Here is an 18,434-nt window from a genome sequence, read left to right on the forward strand (position 1 = left end):
GCAAAGAGGTGATGAAGGTGAGGGAGGGGCGCTGGCTCGGCGACGGAGCTGTCAGGCCCGCTGGCGGGCCAGCACGTCGTAGATCGTCGCGAGCGAGCGCATGACAGCGCCGTAGTCGTCCGCGGTCAGCTTCACGAGCTGATCCATGCTCAGTGGAAGCACCAGCCCCAGTTGCGGGGCGGACGGGTCGGTGGCCGGACCCTGCGGCTGGTCCTGCTTCTGGTTGTGAGTCGCCTCTTCGGCGTCGACGTCGGCGGTTTTCGACAGGCGCAGGTTTCCGTCGCCGTCGCGCTCGACGTAGCGAGCGAGCTCGAGCCAGTCCACCAGGTGGACCCACGGAGACAGGGTGGAGGTCCGGTAGGGCTTCATGGCCTTGGCGATGTCCTCGACGCCGTATGCGACGCCCGGCTGCACGGAGCTGATCAGTAGTCGGTACACCCAGGAGTCACGCCAGACTTCCCCAAAGACTGTCCGGGCGGCCTCGCGGTTGGCGGTCCACGACTGCCCCACGCGCACGCCGGCGATGGTCGGCGTCCATCCGGCTGGGCCCGACGTCAGCAGGCCGGTGTCGGTCAGGAAGCGCAGAGCGGGGGTGATGTTGCGTTGCTCCAGTCCGGTCTCCCGGACGAAGTCGCGGATCTTGACGGCCGAACGGCCGGTTGCGCACGTGGCAACCGCAGCGGCCAGGAGGTCCATCTGTCGGTCGGCTTGGATCCCGACGGCCGGCATGCGGTAGGAAGGTTTGGTGTCAGAAGCCGCTTTTGCGCTGCGGCTTCGGGCGCTCTTACCGCCGGAGCGTCCGGTTGACCCGGATGGGGAAGTGCTCACTTTGTGGGTCCTTGTTCCGTTGGTCGCCGGGAAGACCGGCGGCTGTTTCGGAAAGGGCTCACGTCGGTCCGACGGAATGGCCTAGGCTGGCCGCCGGTGTGTGAACCCTTGTCTGGGGCATGCGCCATCGGCCGCCGTGGGCTCGCGACTTGCGGCGGCCGATCTGTGTGGTGGGGGTCGTTATGGGGCCCGGGTGGCCTCCATTCCTGCCGCGACGAGTGAGTACCTGGACTTGTCGTCGCGCTGGAGGGCTCCTCGCTGGATGAGCTTGCTGAGGCGGGCCCGGACGCTGGAGGCAGGGCTCGCCAGGCCGAGCGCGTTGACCCCCAGCGAAATGTCCAGCGGGGACAGGGCGCCTTCTGTGCGCAGCACCTGAAGGATGGCTTCCTCGATCGAACGCGGTCGGGCGTCGCCCTGGCCGTTGGCGGGGCCAGCTTCCGTGTCGCTCGTGGTGTCCTGTGCGATGTCGCCAGCGTAGAACCGCATGGCACGCAGCGCCTCTGCGCTGTCAGCCAGCCGCTTCTCGAGGGTGACGAGCCGTGCTGCTGCCTCGTCGCGCTCACGCCGAGCTTCCTCGACTTCCTTCCTGAACTCATCTGTCTGGCGGCTGAGTTGATCTAGGAAGTCGTGCGTGGAGGCATTGATGTCGGTCACCGCACCTCCCCTTCCCTGCCGACGTCAGCTGCGGAGTTCATGATCTGCGGCGACAGCATAGACAACAACAACTCCCGCTGTCCTCCAGACTGTTGGATGTGCATTCAGCCTTAGGTGCGCGCGACTGACCGCTCTGGATGCACGTGCGCTGACCAGGGAAGATGAACATGCATGCGTCTGAATGCACTTCGCACCGCGAAGGGAACGCACTCGGGCTGCGGCCAAGCGAGCGCTCTCGTTGATGCAGATGCGCTGGAACGAGATGGGGGTGGTGCCTCGGACTTCGGGCTGCGGGCGGTCGCTGTCGCCGCGCGCCTTTCAGGTGCGCGAGATGCTTGGGCAGGCGGGAGGGACGTGTGACTTGTGGGGCCTCCTGAGGAGCGGGGGCTATGCATGTGACCAGGCGCGGTGGGGCTGCGCATTCAAGGAGTTGATCTCCTTCGGGCTTCGACACCCCGAAAATCAGCCGGTGGCCGTTCGTCTATGCGGGCATCAGCCAGACGCCGGAGCAACCCACGGATCAGGTCGAACCCGTAAGACCCTTCCGTGGACCCAACCGGCCGTACCGCCGCCGACTCGAAGCCGAGTGGCACACCACGGACCGAGGGAGCGAGCCACCTTGCTGAGGCGCGCCCTCCACTGGCTTGGGGTGTGTGCGGAGATCCAACCATCCGGCCTCGCCGGCGTCTGCCAACCGTGATTGGAGCCGCAGCAATCCGTACGCTCAGGCCTCTGGAAGTCGAGTCGGCACTACCGTCGTAGAACGCATCCGCGCGGATGGGCCCCGAGTCTCCTCACGACCGTGCGTCCCTTGAACGCCTGCTACTAGCATGTCTCCCCTGTGACGCAGAGGAGCGTCCTTGTCACTGGGGGGTGTGGGGTGGCGCTCGATGGGCCCAGCCTGGGCAAGATGCTGGACGATGTTGCGGCGGGGAGGATCCAGCTCCCGGACTTCCAGCGGCAGTGGAAGTGGGACGACGATCGGATCAGTGCTCTGCTGGCGACTGTGACACTCGACTATCCGCTGGGTGTTGCCATGACGCTGGAGACTGGTGGCGAGGCCCAGTTCAAGGCTCGCCCGCTGCATGGCACCGAGGTCGGCCCGCTCGTCGTCCCAGAGCAGTTGCTGCTCGACGGGCAGCAACGGCTGACGTCTTTGTTCCAGGCGCTCAAGTCGGACCGTCCCGTGGAGACGACCGGTGCGCGGAACAAGCCGTTCAAGCGCTGGTACTACATCGACATCGCCAAGGCGGTGGACGACACGGCGGACCGGGATGAAGCGATCCTGTCTGTTCCAGAGGACAGGATCGTGCGAGGCGCGTTCGGTCGTGGCACGGCCTGGGACCTCACGTCTCGGGAGAAAGAGTGTGCGGGCGGCCTGTTCCCGTTGAACCTGATCTTCGAGCCGGAGCAGACCGGTAAGTGGCAGCGAATCTATGTCAGCGCTGGCGACGATCGCTGGGACTTGTGGTCGGCGTTCCAGGCCAGGGTCATCGACACCGTCAAAGGATTCAAGGTGCCGCTGATCCGGTTGCCGAAGGAGACCCGTAAAGAAGCGGTGTGCTCGGTCTTCGAGCGGGTGAACACCGGTGGCGTCGTCCTCAACGTCTTTGAGCTGCTTACGGCGACCTATGCGGGGGACACGCAGTTTGCGGAGCGCAACGGGGGTGAGGACTTCAGCCTCATCGAGGACTGGCGGTCCATCAAGGGCAAACTGTGCTCGGACCACCCGGTGTTCGGGACTCTGGACAAGGACAGCGGTCAGGAAACCGGGCTCACGAGCCTCGATTTCCTTCAGGCCATCGCGCTAGTGCGGACGTACCGACGCAAACACGAGTTCTTGACGGCGAATCCCGGGGCGACGAACGCGCCGGCGGTGAGCTGTAAGCGCCGCGATCTACTGCATCTTCCGCTGTCCGACTACACGCAGATCGCACCGAAGACGGCGGAGGCGTTGTCCTGGGCCGGTCGGTTCCTGGCCTCACAGTACGTGTTCCGCGAACGCGACCTGCCGTACGGATCCCAGGTAGTGCCCCTCGCGGCAATCGGTGTCATTCTCGGGGACGCGGTACAAGAACCAGGCGTCCAGGAGAGGCTCGCACGCTGGTACTGGTGCGGTGTGCTCGGCGAACTCTACGGGGGTGTCACGGACACCCGGTTCGTCCGGGACGTGGAGCAGGTGGTCGGCTGGATCCGGGACGGCGGTCAGGAGCCCGACACCATCACGGAATCGACCTTCCAGGAACAGCGCCTGCACCGGCTCACCTCTCGCAACAGCGCCGCCTACAAGGGCATCCATGCGCTGCTCCTCAAGGAGGGGGCGATCGACTGGCTCTTCCACGGAGAGCCGATCAATGAGCAGTCCCTGATCGGGCAGTACGTGGACATCCGCCAGGTCTTCCCGAAGGCCTGGTTCGAGCACAACGGCGTGGATGGCTCGTGGATGACCAGCATCGTGAACAAGACCCCACTGTCCTACCGGGCGCAACAGACCATGGGGACCAGTGCGCCCTCGGTCTACCTGCAGTCCTTCGAACGGCATACCGGCAGTCCGGGCGACTGGTTCGACGACATTGTCGGCACCCATCTCATCGACCCCAAGACGCTGCGTGCGGACGACTTCGAGGCGTTCTACCGGGACAGGACGGCCAGGCTTCTGGAACTCGTGGAACGGCAGATGGGCAAGTCCGCGGTCCGCGAGGGGGCAGGCGATGTCGACGCCGGATGACGCGACTATCAAGGGGCTTGAAGGTGCTGCCCTGTCGATCCGAAGCCTGCTGAACCTGTGGGGTTTCCGGATCCGAGACCACGCGTCCGTCCCGCAGATCCAACTCGATCTGAAGGGCTTCGGTCTGACCACGGTGCCGGACTTCGGGTCCGGTTCTCTGGATGACGAGGTTGTGATCGTCCCCGTCCCTCGTGAGCAGGAGACGGCTGCCGGCACCGGCGCTGCGGACAGCGGGACTGAACCGAAGTCGGCCGACGGCACCGAGATCCCTGAGGACTTCGAGGATCTTGAGGAACCGGTCGGCATGTTCCCGCAGGCGGCCATGCGGGTCCACGACCTGCCGTGCGCTCACGGCGTCACCTCGATCGCGCCTGACGATCCGCTACCGCTGGCGATAGGGAGGATGGCCGAGCACGGCTACTCACAACTCCCCGTGATCGATGCGTCAGGGACTCTGCACGGGGTCGTCACCTGGGCGTCGATCACCCACATGCATGCGACCGGACGCAAGCCCTGCCTGACCAGCGCAATCAGCGGCGAGTACGAGATCGTCAACGCCTCCGCCCACCTGTTGCCGGTGCTGCCACTCATCCGTGCCCATGAGTTCGTTCTCGTCCGAGCCGCGGACGGGAGGGTGAGCGGCATCGTCACATCAGCTGATCTGGCTGGCGAGTTCGGTACGGTCGCTCGGCCCTTCTTCACTCTGGGGGAGATCGAACGACGGTTGCGGCGTTGTCTGGGTCGGGTCTACAGCGAGGCAGACGTCCAGAAGGTACACAAGAAGAAGAGCTCCGTCGACGAGATGATGTTCGGTGAGTACATCCGGCTCTTGGACAACGAGGAACGCTGGAACAAACTCGGCTGGCCCGGTGTAGACAGGGCCCACTTCATCGGACTACTCAGCCGCGTGAAGGACGTCCGCAACACGGTCATGCACTTCAATGCACCCTCACTCAGATCTGAACAACTGGACCTGCTCGACCGCTTCGTAGGCATGCTGCGGCTCTACGATCCGGACTACGGAACGACCACCGGCGCTTGAAGGTGGAGCGCTGTTAATGCCGAGGGCGGCAATGCTGCTGCCCGTAGCAAGGGTGCATCGCGCGGCTGACCCCACTCTCAGCAGCAAGGGTGGGGTTGACAACCGCTCCGAACCCGTACGCCACTTCCAAGGACGCAACCTGCGGCGAGCAGGAAAGCCCCGCGAATAGGGTCGGCTCCCGGCGGAAGGGCTGCGCCATCGGCCCCGAGTACGAGGTGTGGAACGAGGGGCGGGGACTGTGAGCTCCGGGGTGAGGACCACCAGGGAGGCCGCTCTGTACCTAATTAAGCAGCTCGGCCTTATACGGGAGCAAAAGGCCAGCTGTGATGTAAGCCATGGTCATCTTTCAGCCAGCAGTGACCTGCTGGAACGTCAGGACTCCGCCGAGAGCTGAGATCGCAGCTATCGTACCTAAGTTACTTCTGTTGCTCACGGAATCGACAGGGGTGCGACACAGCGAGTGGTTGAGTGTGCTTGCTGGCGGCCGGTTGTCCGGGGGAGGGTGTGGTGGCCGACAAGGGGGAGGACCCGCAGGCAGTTGCTGCTGCGGCGGAAGCGTCGGCAAGTGCGCTTGCCGCGTCTGGCATCGTGCCGATCGCAGCCGTCGGTGCCGCCATGGCCCAGCTGCGTGTCGAGGGCGAGACTCTGACGACCTTCAAGAACCGGGTTGATGACCTCCTGACCCGCCTGGAGGAGTCGAAGGCTGCCCCGCACAGGATCTCGGACGGAGCCCTGCCGACGGGACGGTTGGGCAACTTCGGGGAGGCCAACGCGCTCCACAACGCCTACAGCAGTGTGCATTCCCGACTGGAGCACCTGTCCAGGATGCTGGCGTTGCAGATCGAGGGGTTGATGGTCACGGTGGACGCGTCGAAGAGCAACTATCACGATCTCGATGACGGCGTTCGCGCTCGCCTTCACCGAATCCGCGTCGAGGCCGACAAGCTGGCCGTTGATGGGGCTCGGCCGGGAGCGGAGGGACACGCTAATAGTGGGGTGGGCGGGCCCAGCCGGGGCCGGCACGGTTCCAAGTCGGACTCGCAGGCCGGTGATCTGTGATGTTTGTAGCGCCGTGGCAGTGCGGTGGGGCGTCCACAACGGGAAAGGCGGTACGGCTCCATGTCTGACTTTGTCGGCGGCATGTGGGAGTCGATCAGTCAAACCCGGTTCTTTGCCCAGGACCCTGAACAGTTGTGGGCCATGGTCGAGCCCGCCGACGGGCCGACGGTCAGCGGCCTCGGTACGCTCCTGACGGAGGCTGCTGAGACGATCGAGGAGATCGGCGGCGATCTGCTGACTCACAGCCTGGCCGTCGAGTGGGAAGGTGAGGGCGGTGAGGCGTTCCGGATCTGGTGCAACCAGGCCGCGCTGGCCACACTGAGCCTGAGTGACTACAGCGAGAATGCGGGCAAGTGGCTAGGGCACGCGGCGGACACCCTGCACGAGGTCAAGCCGCAGCTGGAAATGCTGCGGAACCAGAGTGTCAGCGCGCGCTCGGTGCTGGACGCGCACGCGGCGAAGGCGACGGATGTCGGCAGTCACGACGGCGGTCCGTCGGATTCCGCGGTTACGAAGGCCAAGACTTCGTACACCAACTCCCGCGCCGAGGCCGGCGGGCTGATGATGAAGCTCGCCCAGTCGTACACGGCATCGACGGAGCAGATCAACGCGCTGGAGGCGCCGAAGTTTCCGGAGTTGCCTCAGCGGTTTGTGCCGGATTCGCGCGGCGGCGAAACCCACATTTCAGCCCCTACAGCTGGCGGCGAGGCAACCCCGGGGACGACCGCGCGAACAGCGGTACCAGAGCGGCAGCCGACCGTTGGCTCCGGCAAGAAAGAGTCAAGTCCGGTGCCGAGGGCGTCCCTGCCACATCACCCGACAGCCCCACACCACCCGACGACCCCAAACCACCCGACAAACCCGGCTGACGTGTCGGATACACCGCCACGAACTCACGAGGATGCGCCGAACACGGCGATCGACAGCGTAAAGAACCTGCCGTCCTCGCCGGTGCGTCCTGCCTCCCCTTCGTCACCGCCCGTCGCTCCAAGCGGCCCGGACGGTCGGCTACCTTCGGCAACAGGGCCGCTGCCCCCTGTATTCGGGACTGGACCGACGCCGCCGTCAGGGGTCCGGGGAGGCGGTGAGCGTCCCCTGAACGAGGGCCGACGCCCTCCGGTCTCACCGACTGGACCAGGCACGTCCATGAATCCGCGTCCCCCAGGGCGCGCATTCTCCGGTCCTTTCGGTCCTGGTGAGACCGGCGGTCAGTCCGGCACTGCACGCGGGCCGGTTGGCTCCCCCTCCACTGGAGCCAACCGCGGTATCTCGGGCGGTCGTCCCGCCTCGCCAACGGCAGGACGGTCTGCTGGTGCGATTCCACGCGGCAACGTCATCGGTGGCACTCCGAACCAACAGCAGCCTCTCAGGGGCCGCGGTGCCGTGCCGGGCCGTCCTGCTGCAGGGGCCACGCCTACCCGCGGTGAGAATCCCGCAGCGGAGCGGGAGGGCACGGCAAGAGGGCGCATGCCTGCCCCGTCCAATGGGATCGTCGGCGGGCAACCCAAACCATCCCGAGGCCGCGGTCGGACGGGGTTCACCACACGCGATATCCGAGCCAGAGAGGGAGCACCCGAAGACGAGCAGCTGCTGCGACGAGGTGGAGCATCCCGGGGTTTTTCCACCGCCTCGAAGCGCGACGACCGCTCCGCTCGCGACAAGCGCTCCGGCCCTGGCACGACCGACCGGACAGAGCACAGGGATCATGAGGCAGAGGAGAGGGATCACCTGGCAGAAGGCAGGGACAACCGGCTGAAGCCGCCGCCCCTACCCAAAGGGCCCGATGGAGATATAGGACGAGAAGGATGACGATGCGCAGCCGCAGCAAGCAGGCCGGATGGCGCAGCCGGGCCGCGTCCGTAGCCGTCGGGGCCCTGTTGGCGAGCCTTGCCATCACACCCGCCCACGCAGACAGCGTGCGCGAGCGGCAGTGGTACCTCGACGCCATGCACGCCGAGCAGATGTGGAAGATCAGTACGGGCAAGGGCATCACGGTCGCCGTGATCGACACCGGCGTGCAGGCCGACATCCCGGATCTGCGCGGCCAGGTCGTGGCGGGCAAGGACTTCTCCAAGCGGGCCGGTGACGAACGCACGGACTACGACGGCCACGGCACCACCACTGCTGCCCTCATCGCCGGCACGGGCGCCAAGGGCGCCACCACGGGCTCGTACGGCCTGGCCCCGGGCGCGAAGATCATGCCGATCCGAATCCCGGGCTTCATCGAACGCAACCGCACCGACGGCAATCAGGACGACTTTCCTACTGCGGCGGCGAAGGCCATCCGGTTCGCGGCCGATTCGGATGCCCGGATCATCAACATCTCGGCGGGGAGTACCGCGCAATCCCGGGAGCTGACAGATGCCGTCGCTTACGCACTGTCCAAAGGGAAGCTGATCTTCGCAGCTGCGGGCAACGACGGTGACACCCTCAACGCATTGCAGTACCCGGCGGCGACTCCGGGTGCGGTGGGTGTCGGAGCCATCGACAGAAACGTCACGGCGACGAAGGAGTCCGAGCACGGCCCTCAGGTGGATCTGGTCGCGCCGGGCGAGGACATCGTCTCCGCCTGCCTCGGAGGCACGGAGCTGTGCAATTCACACGGCACCAGCGACGCCACCGCTCTCACCTCCGCCTCCGCCGCCCTGATCTGGTCCAAGCACCTGAACTGGACCAACAACCAGGTCCTGCGGGTCATGCTCAATACCGCGAGCAAGCCAACGAGTGGCAAAGAGCGCACCGACTCCCTCGGCTACGGCGCCGTCCGCCCCCGCATCGCGCTGACCAGCCCCGGCGTCCCGGGTCCTGCTGACGTGTACCCGCTTCCTGACTTCAAGCAGGCCGCGTCCAAGACGCCCAAGGGGACAGCCACGGCGTCGACGAGGGATGAGGGCAGCTCGACGGCATCCGCGTCCAAGATCAACGGCTCTGCGCTGCCATGGATTTTCGGGGGCGCCGGAGTTGTCGTCCTTGCGGGTGGGGTCCTCATCGCCGCAGCGTTTCGTAAGCGCCGACGTGCAGCGGCGGTAGCCCATGCTCCGGTGGCCATGCCACCGGGACCGGGGCAGACCACGTGGTACGGAGACAGCAACTACCGGGAGAGGTCCTGAGATGGCATGGGACGAGTGGGAGCAGCTGAAGGCTGACGCGCAGGCCCGCCGACAGAACCAGATGCGGCTGGACAGTGCTGCGGGTACCGGAGGGAGCAGCCCTGGGGGCGCGCCTGATCTGAAGACAAACAAGGCGGGGAAGGACGCCGCAGTCAAGGCGTTGCAGGGTGAAATACCGCGGGAAACGGACAAGGCCGGCAGCCACGCCGACGAGTCCTCCGCCACGGCCGTGCGGGAGTTCAGCGGCTGGGAGACCGGGGCCGGGCTCAAGGACGCCCACGCAGAGTGGGAGTTGCAGGTCAAGAACCTGAAGGGTCGCCTGGGGCAGGACCAGGCGGCGCTGGAGGACAGCCACCAGCATCTCCAGTACGTCGACTACGGCGTCGGCAGCCGGACAGCGCAGATCGATGCCGGGCCCCACCCCCGGCGCTAGATCTAGGAAAACGGGGAAACGGGGACTGGGGGGAGGAACGGCATGCTCAGCTATCAGGACGTGGTCACCATCAAGCTCGGCACTCTGACGACGGCGGCCGCCGACTGGGAGGACATGGCCGGCGGCTTCGAGGATCTGGAGACCCTCTATGCCGCGAAGGTGGAGTCAGCCGCGACCGAGGGCACGTCAGGCCTTACCGCCGCTGCCATGGCCGCGCAATTCGCGGCCACGCGTGAGCAGTTCAAGGGAGCGCAGACAGAAGCCCGCGCCATCGCCTCGATCCTGCGGGACGCCCATCAGCAGTTCTCCAAGCTGATCGGCCACGTGAACGACGTCGTCGAGCAGGCGAAGGCGGACCAGATGTCCGTCAACAGCCAGGGCGAGGCTGTCTACGACTTCAGCAAGCTCGCTCCCTACCGGCACGACCCTGACTATCCCAAACACGCCTCTTTGGCAAAGGAAGCTGAGGCGGGCTGGACGCAGAAGATCAAGGACGCTGTACAGAAAGTGGACGACGCCGACCAGGGCGTCAAGCTCGCTCTCCACGAGGCGGCCGGCATCAAGAGCTGGTTCCAGCGCGCGTTCGACCAGGCGATGGGGCAGAGCGGCCACACCTTCAACGGCTCCGCCGTCGGCGACATCGAGGTGTACGAGGCCCGCGAAGCCAAGCAGTACGCGAACCAGATCTTGAACGGCGACAAGCTGCAAGGCGATGACTTGAAGGAGTGGCAGCGCCTCATGCGCGACAACTCCCACGACAAGGCCTTCAGCCAGACCCTCCTCAACTCCCTCGGTGCTGACAAGACCCTCAAGCTCACCAACAAGATCGACGACTTGGCGTACTTCGACGACACCAAGGACAAGAACGCCTACCTTCAGATCAACGGAGGCATAGCCGACTCGCTGGCGACGGCCACCCGTGTCCCCGACTTCAAGGACGCGAACGGCAAACATCTGCCCTTCGGGTCAAAGGGGTACAACGACGCTTTCAACAGCTGGCTGCGGACCGACGACGCCCAGTTCTACATCAAGTGGGGCAACGACCTGCGGGAACACGGCACTGACGAGTACGATCTCAAGGCTGCCGGGGAGAAGGTCAACACGGTCGCCAAGGGGCACGGCCAACAGGTGCGCGGTTACCAGAGCCTGGTCACGCTGATGCGGCAGGGACATGGCTACTCACCGCAGTTCCTCTCCGACGTCACCGATGGCGCGATTGCCGCGGAGAAGGACCACCCGAACGTCTGGGACCTCTACGGCGGCTTCAGCGGCAAGAAGGACGACGGCTGGTTCGCCAATGACCCGGTTGACGGTGCCCTTGGCATCATGGGCCGTGACCCGGAGGCGGCCACCGGCTATCTCGATCCGCACGTTGGCGGCACCGAGGACCGTCTCCACTACCTCCTCAAGGAGCGAGACTGGAACGTCGTCAATACCACTGAGTGGCACGGTGAGCGGGAAGTCGACGTGAGCGACACCGTCGACGGCGACAATCGTGTGGGGCTCGGTGCCGCGATCGAGGCGGGAGCCACCGGGCATCCCGCCGGCGACACGTCCCAGCAGAGCGACGGCAGGCACACCGCTGCCCAAGCTCGCATCATGCAGCAGACCGTGAACCTCCTCGACCAGGACACAAAGGGCGACAGCATCACCGCCAACCTGCGGGACCCGATCGCCCGAGCCCTGGTGGACTACGCCCCGGACACCCACAGGACCCTGACCCACGACCCCAGCTACGGCTACATACACGGTGGCTCCGTCATCGAGGACGGTGCGGGAGGCCACCTCAATGTGTCGCAGAGCTCCCTGACCAGGGTGCTACGTGGTGTTTCTGACAACCCGCAGAACTTCGCCCATCTCTACGACGCCGAACGAGCCCAGGCCGCCCACACGCTGGCTGGGGCCGACGCGACGTACAGCGACAACAAGGACTGGGAGAACCGGGTCGCCGACGTGGGCATGGGGACCGGTGTCTTCAACGCCATCGGCGCAGACGCCATCCTCGACGACCGCGACGCCCGCAAGGGATGGGCCGACGACGTGGCGCGGTACTCCTACCATGCGGTGGGCGCACCCCTGACGATCATCCCCGGCGTCGGCGACACGGCACAGCGCATGGTGGATGCCGCGACTTATGAGTGGTCCAAGGACGTGAAGGCCGAAGCCGACCAGGTGGCCAACGTCAAAATTGGCGACGAGATGCAGGCCAAGTCCCAAGGCGCGCACGACCTCCTCAACCAGTGGTACCTGGACAGGGGGCTGGACAAGACGGCGTCCAGACCGAACTATCTTTCGGACTACATGGATCTGCACTACAGCAGTTCCCGCAACCAAGCCCTCGCCGACCTGCACAGGGGACTGTCCGGATGAAGAAATCCGTCGCCGCCACGACCGTGGCCGCCGTCATCGTGGCCGCCGGTGGCGTCGTCTACGCGTCGGGGACCTATGACACCTGGCGTGACGGGCAGGCGCTGGACCACGCGTGCAAGGGGTTGGCCAGCGCAGCGGAGGCACGGAAGGCCCTGGGTATGGACCGGGTCAGCGGCAAGGCGATCGGCCGTCCGGGTTGCAGGGTGTATGACCCGGGGGACACGAACACGGAGCTGGTCATCATGGTGCAGCGTGGTCAGGACGCTGCGTCGATTCGCACGAACTCCACCAAGATCCTCACCACGGACCGAGAACAGGCCCTCGTACCCGTGAGCAACGGCTGGCCGGCCCTGGTCTCATCCGGGACGACGACCAAGCCGTATGCCACCGCGTACCTACCATGCGGCAAGAACGCGAACGACGACCTCGTCCTGAGCATGTCTGTAGCCAACGCCAATGCCTCGGCCAACCCGCAGAAGCGACGCAACGGTATGGCCGTCATGGTCACCCGGGCTCTCAAGCAGGCGGCCAAGGATCAGGGGTGTGCGCTCCCCGACACCAAGAAGGTGACCGCCGCGCCCTCTGCCGGTGTCTTCGACAAGTTGAAGAAGTCCGGTGCGGCAACCGGAACCTGCCAGGGTGTGAACTCCGCCTCGTATGAAGCTCAGCCGGATCCGGTGGCCCCGATCGAGCAGTGCTTCTTGGCCACGAGCAACGGCGAACCGACCTTCCGCATAGCGGCCTACTACGGCCCCTACACGAACGCACCCCGCCGCAATCCCTTCCGCAGCCCCGACGACTATGTCGGCACGTCAGGCAGCAACGAAGGCAAGTCCTGGACGACCGCCTCGTGTCCCACCGGCACGGCGCTATATACGCTCGAGCCCCTCACCTCCCACGCCAAAGCCAGCGCCTCCGAGCGCCAGGCGCTCATTACCTTCGCCACGCAGTCAGCCAAGCGGCACAGCTGCAGCAGCCCCCACGAACTGGTGAATAGGTAGTCGGCCGCGGCTACTCACCGCAGTTCGTCGGTGGCAATGGTGATGCGCGAGTCGGAACGGCAGACGGCAAATTACGGACTGTTGCCACGTAACCACCCGCGATAGCCTGTCCGGTGCCTTGTGCGGCACAACCGGCGACACACCAAGGAATCCGGGGGGATCGTGGAGCGGCGCGACGTGCGAGGGCACTACGAGGAGTTGGCAGCCGAGTACGACGAGCACTGGGCCTACGGTCCACACTACGTTCCCTGGATGTCCGGCCGGATCGCCGAGGCTCTGGGGCTCGCCCCGACCGACCGGATCGCCGACATCGGCTCCGGGACGGGGCTGTTCGCCAGAGAAGTGGCCAACCAGGTCCAGCCTCGCCATCCCATTCTGTGTGTCGACCCTTCCGAGGCGATGCTCAGTCAGCTCGGCACGCCGGCTCCGGCCGACCTGACGCCGATCGTCGCTTCCGCGGAGGACATCGCCGAAGGGCGCACTCGTCTGCCGTACAAGCAGCTCGACGCGATGTGGCTGAAAGAGTCGGTGCACCACGTGGCCGATCCGGAACGCACGCTTCGCGGCCTGACCGACCGGCTGGCGCCCGGAGGCCGGCTGCTTGTGGTGATGCTCCCGGCCACCATCCAGTACCCGCTGTTCAAGGCGGCCCTTGCGCGCTTCGAGGAGCTGCAGCCGGACCCGGCCGTTATCGAGGGGCATCTGCGAGCTGCTGGGCTGGAAGCCAGTCTCAGTTACGTCGAGCATGAGCTGCGCATCGACCGGGACAAGTACCTCGGCATGGTGCGCTCCCGCTACATGTCCCTGCTCTCCACCTTCAGCGACAGCGAGATCGAGAAGGGCATCGAAGAGATGCGCGTCGCCCATCCTGAGCCCGTGCTGGCGTTTCCCGACCGGTTCGCATTCGCCCTCGGACGACGACGTGGGGAGTCCGCGTGAGCACCATGGTCGACGAACGGCTGCGCCGCCTGCGGGGTGAACTTGACGACCACTCGCGGATCGCTGATCGACTGGGGCTCGATCTGGAACGGCCGTTACGGTCCCTCAACGACGGCTATCCCGAGAACGCGGTCGCTCTGGTCGGGAAACTGACCGAGAAGCTGCTCAAGGAGCTGTGGCGCCACCACGGTGTCGAGGGCGATCCTTCGACGAAGGCGCTGAACGATCTGGTCAAGCGCTGCCGTCCTTACATTCGAAGCAGCACGGTTCTGGACGCGCTCGACGACATTCGACGGCTCCGTAACCGGTCCACACACGACGGGTACGACATCAGCGACGAGGACGGGCTGCTGGCGGTCCGCAGGCTCGTCGACGTGCTGGTCTGGTTCACCGATACCGGGAGTCCGGCTCTTCTCGGCGGCGAGCCCGACATGGCACCCGAGGTGGCCCGCCGCTGCGAGTTCCTCGCCGGCCTGTACGTCACCCTCGGCTACCGGCAGGCCAAGCGGTTCGTCCTCAGCCCTAACACCGTGTATCAACTGTTCTGCCGTGAGTCGGGGATGCGGCTGGAGTACGTGGAGCTGATGCTCTCCCAGGACACCGGCGACCTGAGTACCGTCCTTGCCGCCAGCGGTGGGGAACTGCTGCGCACCCGGTTGCCCAAGCTCACGCGGTTCGTCGTCCTGGACGACGACGGCGGTGCGGAGCCCGGTGCCCTCCACCAGATGTTGGGCCTGGACTTCCGGATCGTTCGATACGACGGCTTTGTCGACACCATCATCAACATCGATGCCCACCTTGCCGGACTCACCTCTGTCGGCAACCCAGCGGAGCCGCGGGCCGCTGTCGCAGCGGCGGCACTGACCGTCGACCCGCGCACCGGCGAGTCGAAGATGGAGCAGTCAGGCGATGCCGCGGAACTCGTGACCCGCCTGGCGCACGGCAGCGCGAACGTCCTGGTCACCGGCCGCCCGGGGAGCGGGAAGAGCACACTCCTGCGCTCATTGGCTGCCAACCCGGAGATCCGCCGCTTCCGCTTCTACTTTGACCTCGGTCTCAAGCCGAAGGACGAACCATTCTCCGAGTACGCGGCCCGCCTCCTCGCGCCGGCGATGACGTCAGACCGCTCGCGAGCGTACGGGCTCTTCCTCTACCTCATCCGTTCCGGGACCGCGCTCTGCGTGCTCGATGCCGTCGACGAAGGCGTTGACGAACCAAGCTCTGCCGGCTTCCTGCGGCTCTTCACCGATCTCGCTGCTGTCCTGTCCGCCGAATCGACGGTGGTCATGAGTTCTCGGGTGTCCTTCCTCGCCGATTCACCCCAGGTACGTCAGCTGCTGGACAGCGGCGCGGGCCGCTCCGAGCAACTGGTCGAGCAGATGTACGCCAACGGCCTCGACCCTTCCCGCGTGCCGCACTTCCACGTCGTACGCCTGGCCGAACCCGAGGCAACTCCTCTTGAGAAGCGCCTCACGGCAGCGCTGAACCTTCCCGCGGGGAAGCCGCTCGAGGACATACTGAGCGCTCACATCACGCGGACGCTGGCCGAGCGTGACCAGCCCGATCTGGAGCAGCGGCTTCCCGCTGCGTTCGGACATGCCTTCCTCACCGACCGCACCGTCTTCTCCGTCGTCGACCTGCACCGGCAGTTGGGGGCCGACGCCTTCAAGGACGGCCGTCTCGATCTCGACGCCTGTGTCCTCGCTCCACTGCTGCGGCCCGCCGGGCTCGATCACGTCGCCTTTGTGCACACGGCGTACCAGGAACTCCTGGCCGCCAGGTTTCTGACCGAGCCGGCGAACCAGGACCTGGCAGCCGACCTTCCCGGCGGCGCCTTCCTCACCGAGCAAGTGCGCGCATTTCTCGCCGGTATGCCCACCAGCCCGGAGACCGACGACTGCCTGCTGCCCGCCGGGGCGTACCTGGTCGGGCCAGCCGAACGGCTGCTGATCCGCCGCGTCGAGCGCCCTGTACGCTTCGACCGCCATGCCGTGACCGTGGCACGCTACCGCCGCTTCCTCGACGCGCTAAAGGCGGACGGCACCTCGCAGTGGGACCACCCCGACCAGCCGGCCGGCCTCACACACCGCCCCTGGACCGACCGGCTGCGACGGCCCGACTACTACGAGAATCCGCGCTACGACGCCCACCCGGCCATCTGCGTCAGCTGGTGGAGCGCATACGCGTTCGCCGCATTCGAGGGTAAGCGCCTGCCGACCTCTCTCGAATGGGAAGCCGCCGCCCGTGGCACCGATGGGCGCCTGTTCCCCTGGGGTGACACGCCCGACCGCGCCCGGATCAACTGCGCCGACACTTGGGTTGGCCAGCCCGTGGTGACGTATCAGGCGTGGTACCGGGACTTCGCAGGCGACGCCGTTCGGCGTGCCGGAGCGGCACCCGTCGACGAATGTCCGGGCAACTGCTCCCCGTTCGGCGTCGTCGGCATGGTGGGCAACTGCTGGGAATGGACATCCACCAGCCTGGACGACCCCGGCGAGGCCGTCATCTGCGGTGGCAGCTACGACAACCCGATGCGGGCGGTGCAGACCAGCAGCAAGGGCATCTACCGCAAGCGCGGCGCAAGCAACGCGGTCGGCTTCCGTTGCGTGCAAGTCCTCGACATGTCACGGACAGAGGAGACGGCAGCATGAGCGGCAGCGGGCCGCGTCACGGAACCATCGTGGACAGGCGTCCCAGTGGCGGAGGGCTGAGCGGCGCACTGGGCTCCTATGTTGTACGGGATGACGAGGACGAGCGGTACTACAGCTTTGATTACCGGCAGATCGTGACCGAGGGCTTCCGGACCATCCGCACAGGCGAACGGGTCCGTTTCCACGTCAGCACCGAAAGCCCCGACCGCGCGGAGTTCGTCATTCGCCTCGACCAGCCCGACCCAGCCGAGTACTACCGGTGAGCACCCACGGAGTTACGCCGCTGGAGGAGGTCACCGGCGCCCGCCAAGAGCTGACCGTCGTCCTGCCCGTGCGGCTGTTACGCGTCCCCGACTGGCCCGAAGGCCCCTTCCCCTTCGAGCTGGGCAGCCGCCGCACCGACGCCACCACCCGGTCCACCTACTTCGCCCCTGCCTCCGCCCGCGCCCTCTACGGGGCACCCGGGCGCCCACGCCGCTGGCACCTAGCGCTGGACGTCAAACAGGACGGGCTGCATCTGCTGGGCATAGAGCTCCTCCGTGCAGCTACCGCCCGCAATCCGGAACACGCCTTCGCCGTCTTGCACTTGAGCGTGGACAGACCACTGCTGCCCCTACTGAGAGCCTTGGCCGGGCGGCGGCGAAACCCCGTCGACGAGCCGCTCACCGGGCCCTTCAACCCGGCCGAGCTGTTCGTCGGCATCGCCGACGTCCGTGCCCCCGACGCCCCCTTCGCCACAGCCCAGCCCTACACCATCGCCTTCATGACCCCAAAGGCAGAGCAGACCCCGGCCCTCCGCTCAGACCTGGAAGGGACACTGCCGGCGAGCGCAGACCGCTGGCTATGGCAACTGGCGTCACGCTCCACCCCGGAGGACTTCCCCCTGCCTCCAGAGACCGCCGGCGAACAGCTCAAGGACACTGTAAGGATCTCCGCAGACTGGAGTGCCCTGGTACTACGCCAAGGAGCCGCCTTCCTCGGCCACCGAGCCGACACCGGCGCCGGCGACTTCTTCGAATTTGCCGCACTGCACTCCCGTACCGTCTACCTCGACGCCCTGCTCCTCGGCGCGCTCCAGCGCGATCACATCGACGAGCTCACCGACGAACTCTCGGAGGTATTCGACTCATCACAGCTGACACGTCGGGTTGCCGCGCTGGAGAGGAACATCGCCGTCTTTCGCAGCACCTACTGGCGACAGCACCTCACGGCACACGGGGCGGCGAACGATCTGCTGCTCGCTTTCCAGATCCAGCACCGGCTGCCCGCCCGCTTCCACGAAATCCTCGCTGAAGCGGCCGACTACAGCAGACTCGTACAGACACAGGAAAGCCAGCAGATCAGCGGTGCCCTGGGCGTCCTCACCATTCTTGGCCTCCCGCTCGGTACGGCCCTCAGCATTCTGCAAGTTCTCGGTGACAACTCTGTCGCAGACCTGCTCATCGCGCTGACACTGTCGGTCGCCGCAACAGCCGGAGCCCTCACCACACGGTACGGGCGCTTGGTCCTGTCATCTCTGCGGGGTGGGAATGACAGGGCGTAGGTGCTGCGTCTGGTAGCCGCAGCACCAGCATGTCAACGTTGTATGGACTCGGATCGGACGAAAGCTCTTGTGCGCA

The 18,434-nt window shown here is 66.0% G+C and carries 13 protein-coding genes; 11 read left to right on the forward strand and 2 right to left on the reverse strand.

Annotated features, from left to right (window positions below; genetic code table 11):
- Window positions 1-51: 51 nt before the first annotated feature.
- Together CRP49_RS16555 and CRP49_RS16560 are read right to left on the reverse strand one after the other, a co-directional pair.
- Window positions 52-729: a hypothetical protein gene (locus tag CRP49_RS16555; RefSeq protein ID WP_143669996.1), complete on the reverse strand. Its 678-nt coding sequence runs from the start codon at window positions 727-729 to the stop codon at window positions 52-54.
- A gap of 279 nt (window positions 730-1,008) precedes the next feature.
- Window positions 1,009-1,482 carry a hypothetical protein gene (locus CRP49_RS16560; RefSeq protein ID WP_097254056.1) on the reverse strand — a complete coding sequence of 158 codons (474 nt, stop codon included), beginning with the start codon at window positions 1,480-1,482 and terminating at the stop codon, window positions 1,009-1,011.
- Between the two features lie 910 nt (window positions 1,483-2,392).
- Here CRP49_RS16560 and CRP49_RS16565 point away from each other — a divergent pair.
- From CRP49_RS16565 to CRP49_RS16615, 11 genes are all read left to right on the forward strand, one after another.
- Complete coding sequence (locus CRP49_RS16565; protein ID WP_097257400.1) at window positions 2,393-4,210, forward strand: DUF262 domain-containing protein; 1,818 nt, start codon at window positions 2,393-2,395, stop codon at window positions 4,208-4,210.
- On the forward strand, window positions 4,194-5,252 hold the full coding sequence (locus tag CRP49_RS16570) for a CBS domain-containing protein (protein WP_097254057.1): 1,059 nt from the start codon (window positions 4,194-4,196) through the stop codon (window positions 5,250-5,252). Before CRP49_RS16565 ends, CRP49_RS16570 begins: the two co-directional genes overlap by 17 nt.
- 507 nt (window positions 5,253-5,759) lie before the next feature.
- A complete protein-coding gene (locus CRP49_RS16575) occupies window positions 5,760-6,311 on the forward strand; it encodes a hypothetical protein (RefSeq protein ID WP_097254058.1) in 552 nt (183 codons plus the stop codon).
- Between the two features lie 1,805 nt (window positions 6,312-8,116).
- Entirely contained in the window at window positions 8,117-9,421 is a 1,305-nt protein-coding gene (gene mycP / locus CRP49_RS16580; RefSeq protein WP_097254059.1) for a type VII secretion-associated serine protease mycosin, read from the forward strand.
- A gap of 1 nt (window position 9,422) precedes the next feature.
- Window positions 9,423-9,854: a hypothetical protein gene (locus CRP49_RS16585; protein WP_097254060.1), complete on the forward strand. Its 432-nt coding sequence runs from the start codon at window positions 9,423-9,425 to the stop codon at window positions 9,852-9,854.
- A 42-nt stretch (window positions 9,855-9,896) separates the two neighbouring features.
- Entirely contained in the window at window positions 9,897-12,224 is a 2,328-nt protein-coding gene (locus tag CRP49_RS16590; protein WP_097254061.1) for a hypothetical protein, read from the forward strand.
- Window positions 12,221-13,225 carry a hypothetical protein gene (locus CRP49_RS16595; protein WP_097254062.1) on the forward strand — a complete coding sequence of 335 codons (1,005 nt, stop codon included), beginning with the start codon at window positions 12,221-12,223 and terminating at the stop codon, window positions 13,223-13,225. The genes CRP49_RS16590 and CRP49_RS16595 overlap by 4 nt, the downstream gene beginning before the upstream one ends.
- Window positions 13,226-13,387: 162 nt before the next feature.
- On the forward strand, window positions 13,388-14,164 hold the full coding sequence (locus CRP49_RS16600; protein ID WP_097254063.1) for a class I SAM-dependent methyltransferase: 777 nt from the start codon (window positions 13,388-13,390) through the stop codon (window positions 14,162-14,164).
- 5 nt (window positions 14,165-14,169) lie between these two features.
- Complete coding sequence (locus CRP49_RS16605; RefSeq protein ID WP_257033672.1) at window positions 14,170-16,815, forward strand: SUMF1/EgtB/PvdO family nonheme iron enzyme; 2,646 nt, start codon at window positions 14,170-14,172, stop codon at window positions 16,813-16,815.
- Window positions 16,812-17,078 (forward strand): hypothetical protein, encoded by a 267-nt coding sequence (locus CRP49_RS16610; protein WP_097254065.1) that lies wholly within the window; start codon window positions 16,812-16,814, stop codon window positions 17,076-17,078. Before CRP49_RS16605 ends, CRP49_RS16610 begins: the two co-directional genes overlap by 4 nt.
- A complete protein-coding gene (locus CRP49_RS16615; RefSeq protein ID WP_097254066.1) occupies window positions 17,075-18,358 on the forward strand; it encodes a hypothetical protein in 1,284 nt (427 codons plus the stop codon). The genes CRP49_RS16610 and CRP49_RS16615 overlap by 4 nt, the downstream gene beginning before the upstream one ends.
- Window positions 18,359-18,434: the final 76 nt, after the last annotated feature.

The organism is Streptomyces sp. Ag109_G2-15 (assembly GCF_900215565.1).
Lineage (GTDB): Bacteria > Actinomycetota > Actinomycetes > Streptomycetales > Streptomycetaceae > Streptomyces > Streptomyces diastatochromogenes.

Excerpts from the sequence above, each read along its gene's own strand:
- CRP49_RS16555 (WP_143669996.1), bottom strand. The coding sequence starts at position 729 with ATGCCGGCCGTCGGGATCCAAGCCGACCGACAGATGGACCTCCTGGCC.
- CRP49_RS16565 (WP_097257400.1), top strand. The coding sequence starts at position 2,393 with ATGCTGGACGATGTTGCGGCGGGGAGGATCCAGCTCCCGGACTTCCAG.
- CRP49_RS16570 (WP_097254057.1), top strand. The coding sequence starts at position 4,194 with ATGTCGACGCCGGATGACGCGACTATCAAGGGGCTTGAAGGTGCTGCC.
- mycP (WP_097254059.1), top strand. The coding sequence starts at position 8,117 with ATGACGATGCGCAGCCGCAGCAAGCAGGCCGGATGGCGCAGCCGGGCC.
- CRP49_RS16585 (WP_097254060.1), top strand. The coding sequence starts at position 9,423 with ATGGCATGGGACGAGTGGGAGCAGCTGAAGGCTGACGCGCAGGCCCGC.
- CRP49_RS16590 (WP_097254061.1), top strand. The coding sequence starts at position 9,897 with ATGCTCAGCTATCAGGACGTGGTCACCATCAAGCTCGGCACTCTGACG.
- CRP49_RS16595 (WP_097254062.1), top strand. The coding sequence starts at position 12,221 with ATGAAGAAATCCGTCGCCGCCACGACCGTGGCCGCCGTCATCGTGGCC.
- CRP49_RS16605 (WP_257033672.1), top strand. The coding sequence starts at position 14,170 with ATGGTCGACGAACGGCTGCGCCGCCTGCGGGGTGAACTTGACGACCAC.
- CRP49_RS16610 (WP_097254065.1), top strand. The coding sequence starts at position 16,812 with ATGAGCGGCAGCGGGCCGCGTCACGGAACCATCGTGGACAGGCGTCCC.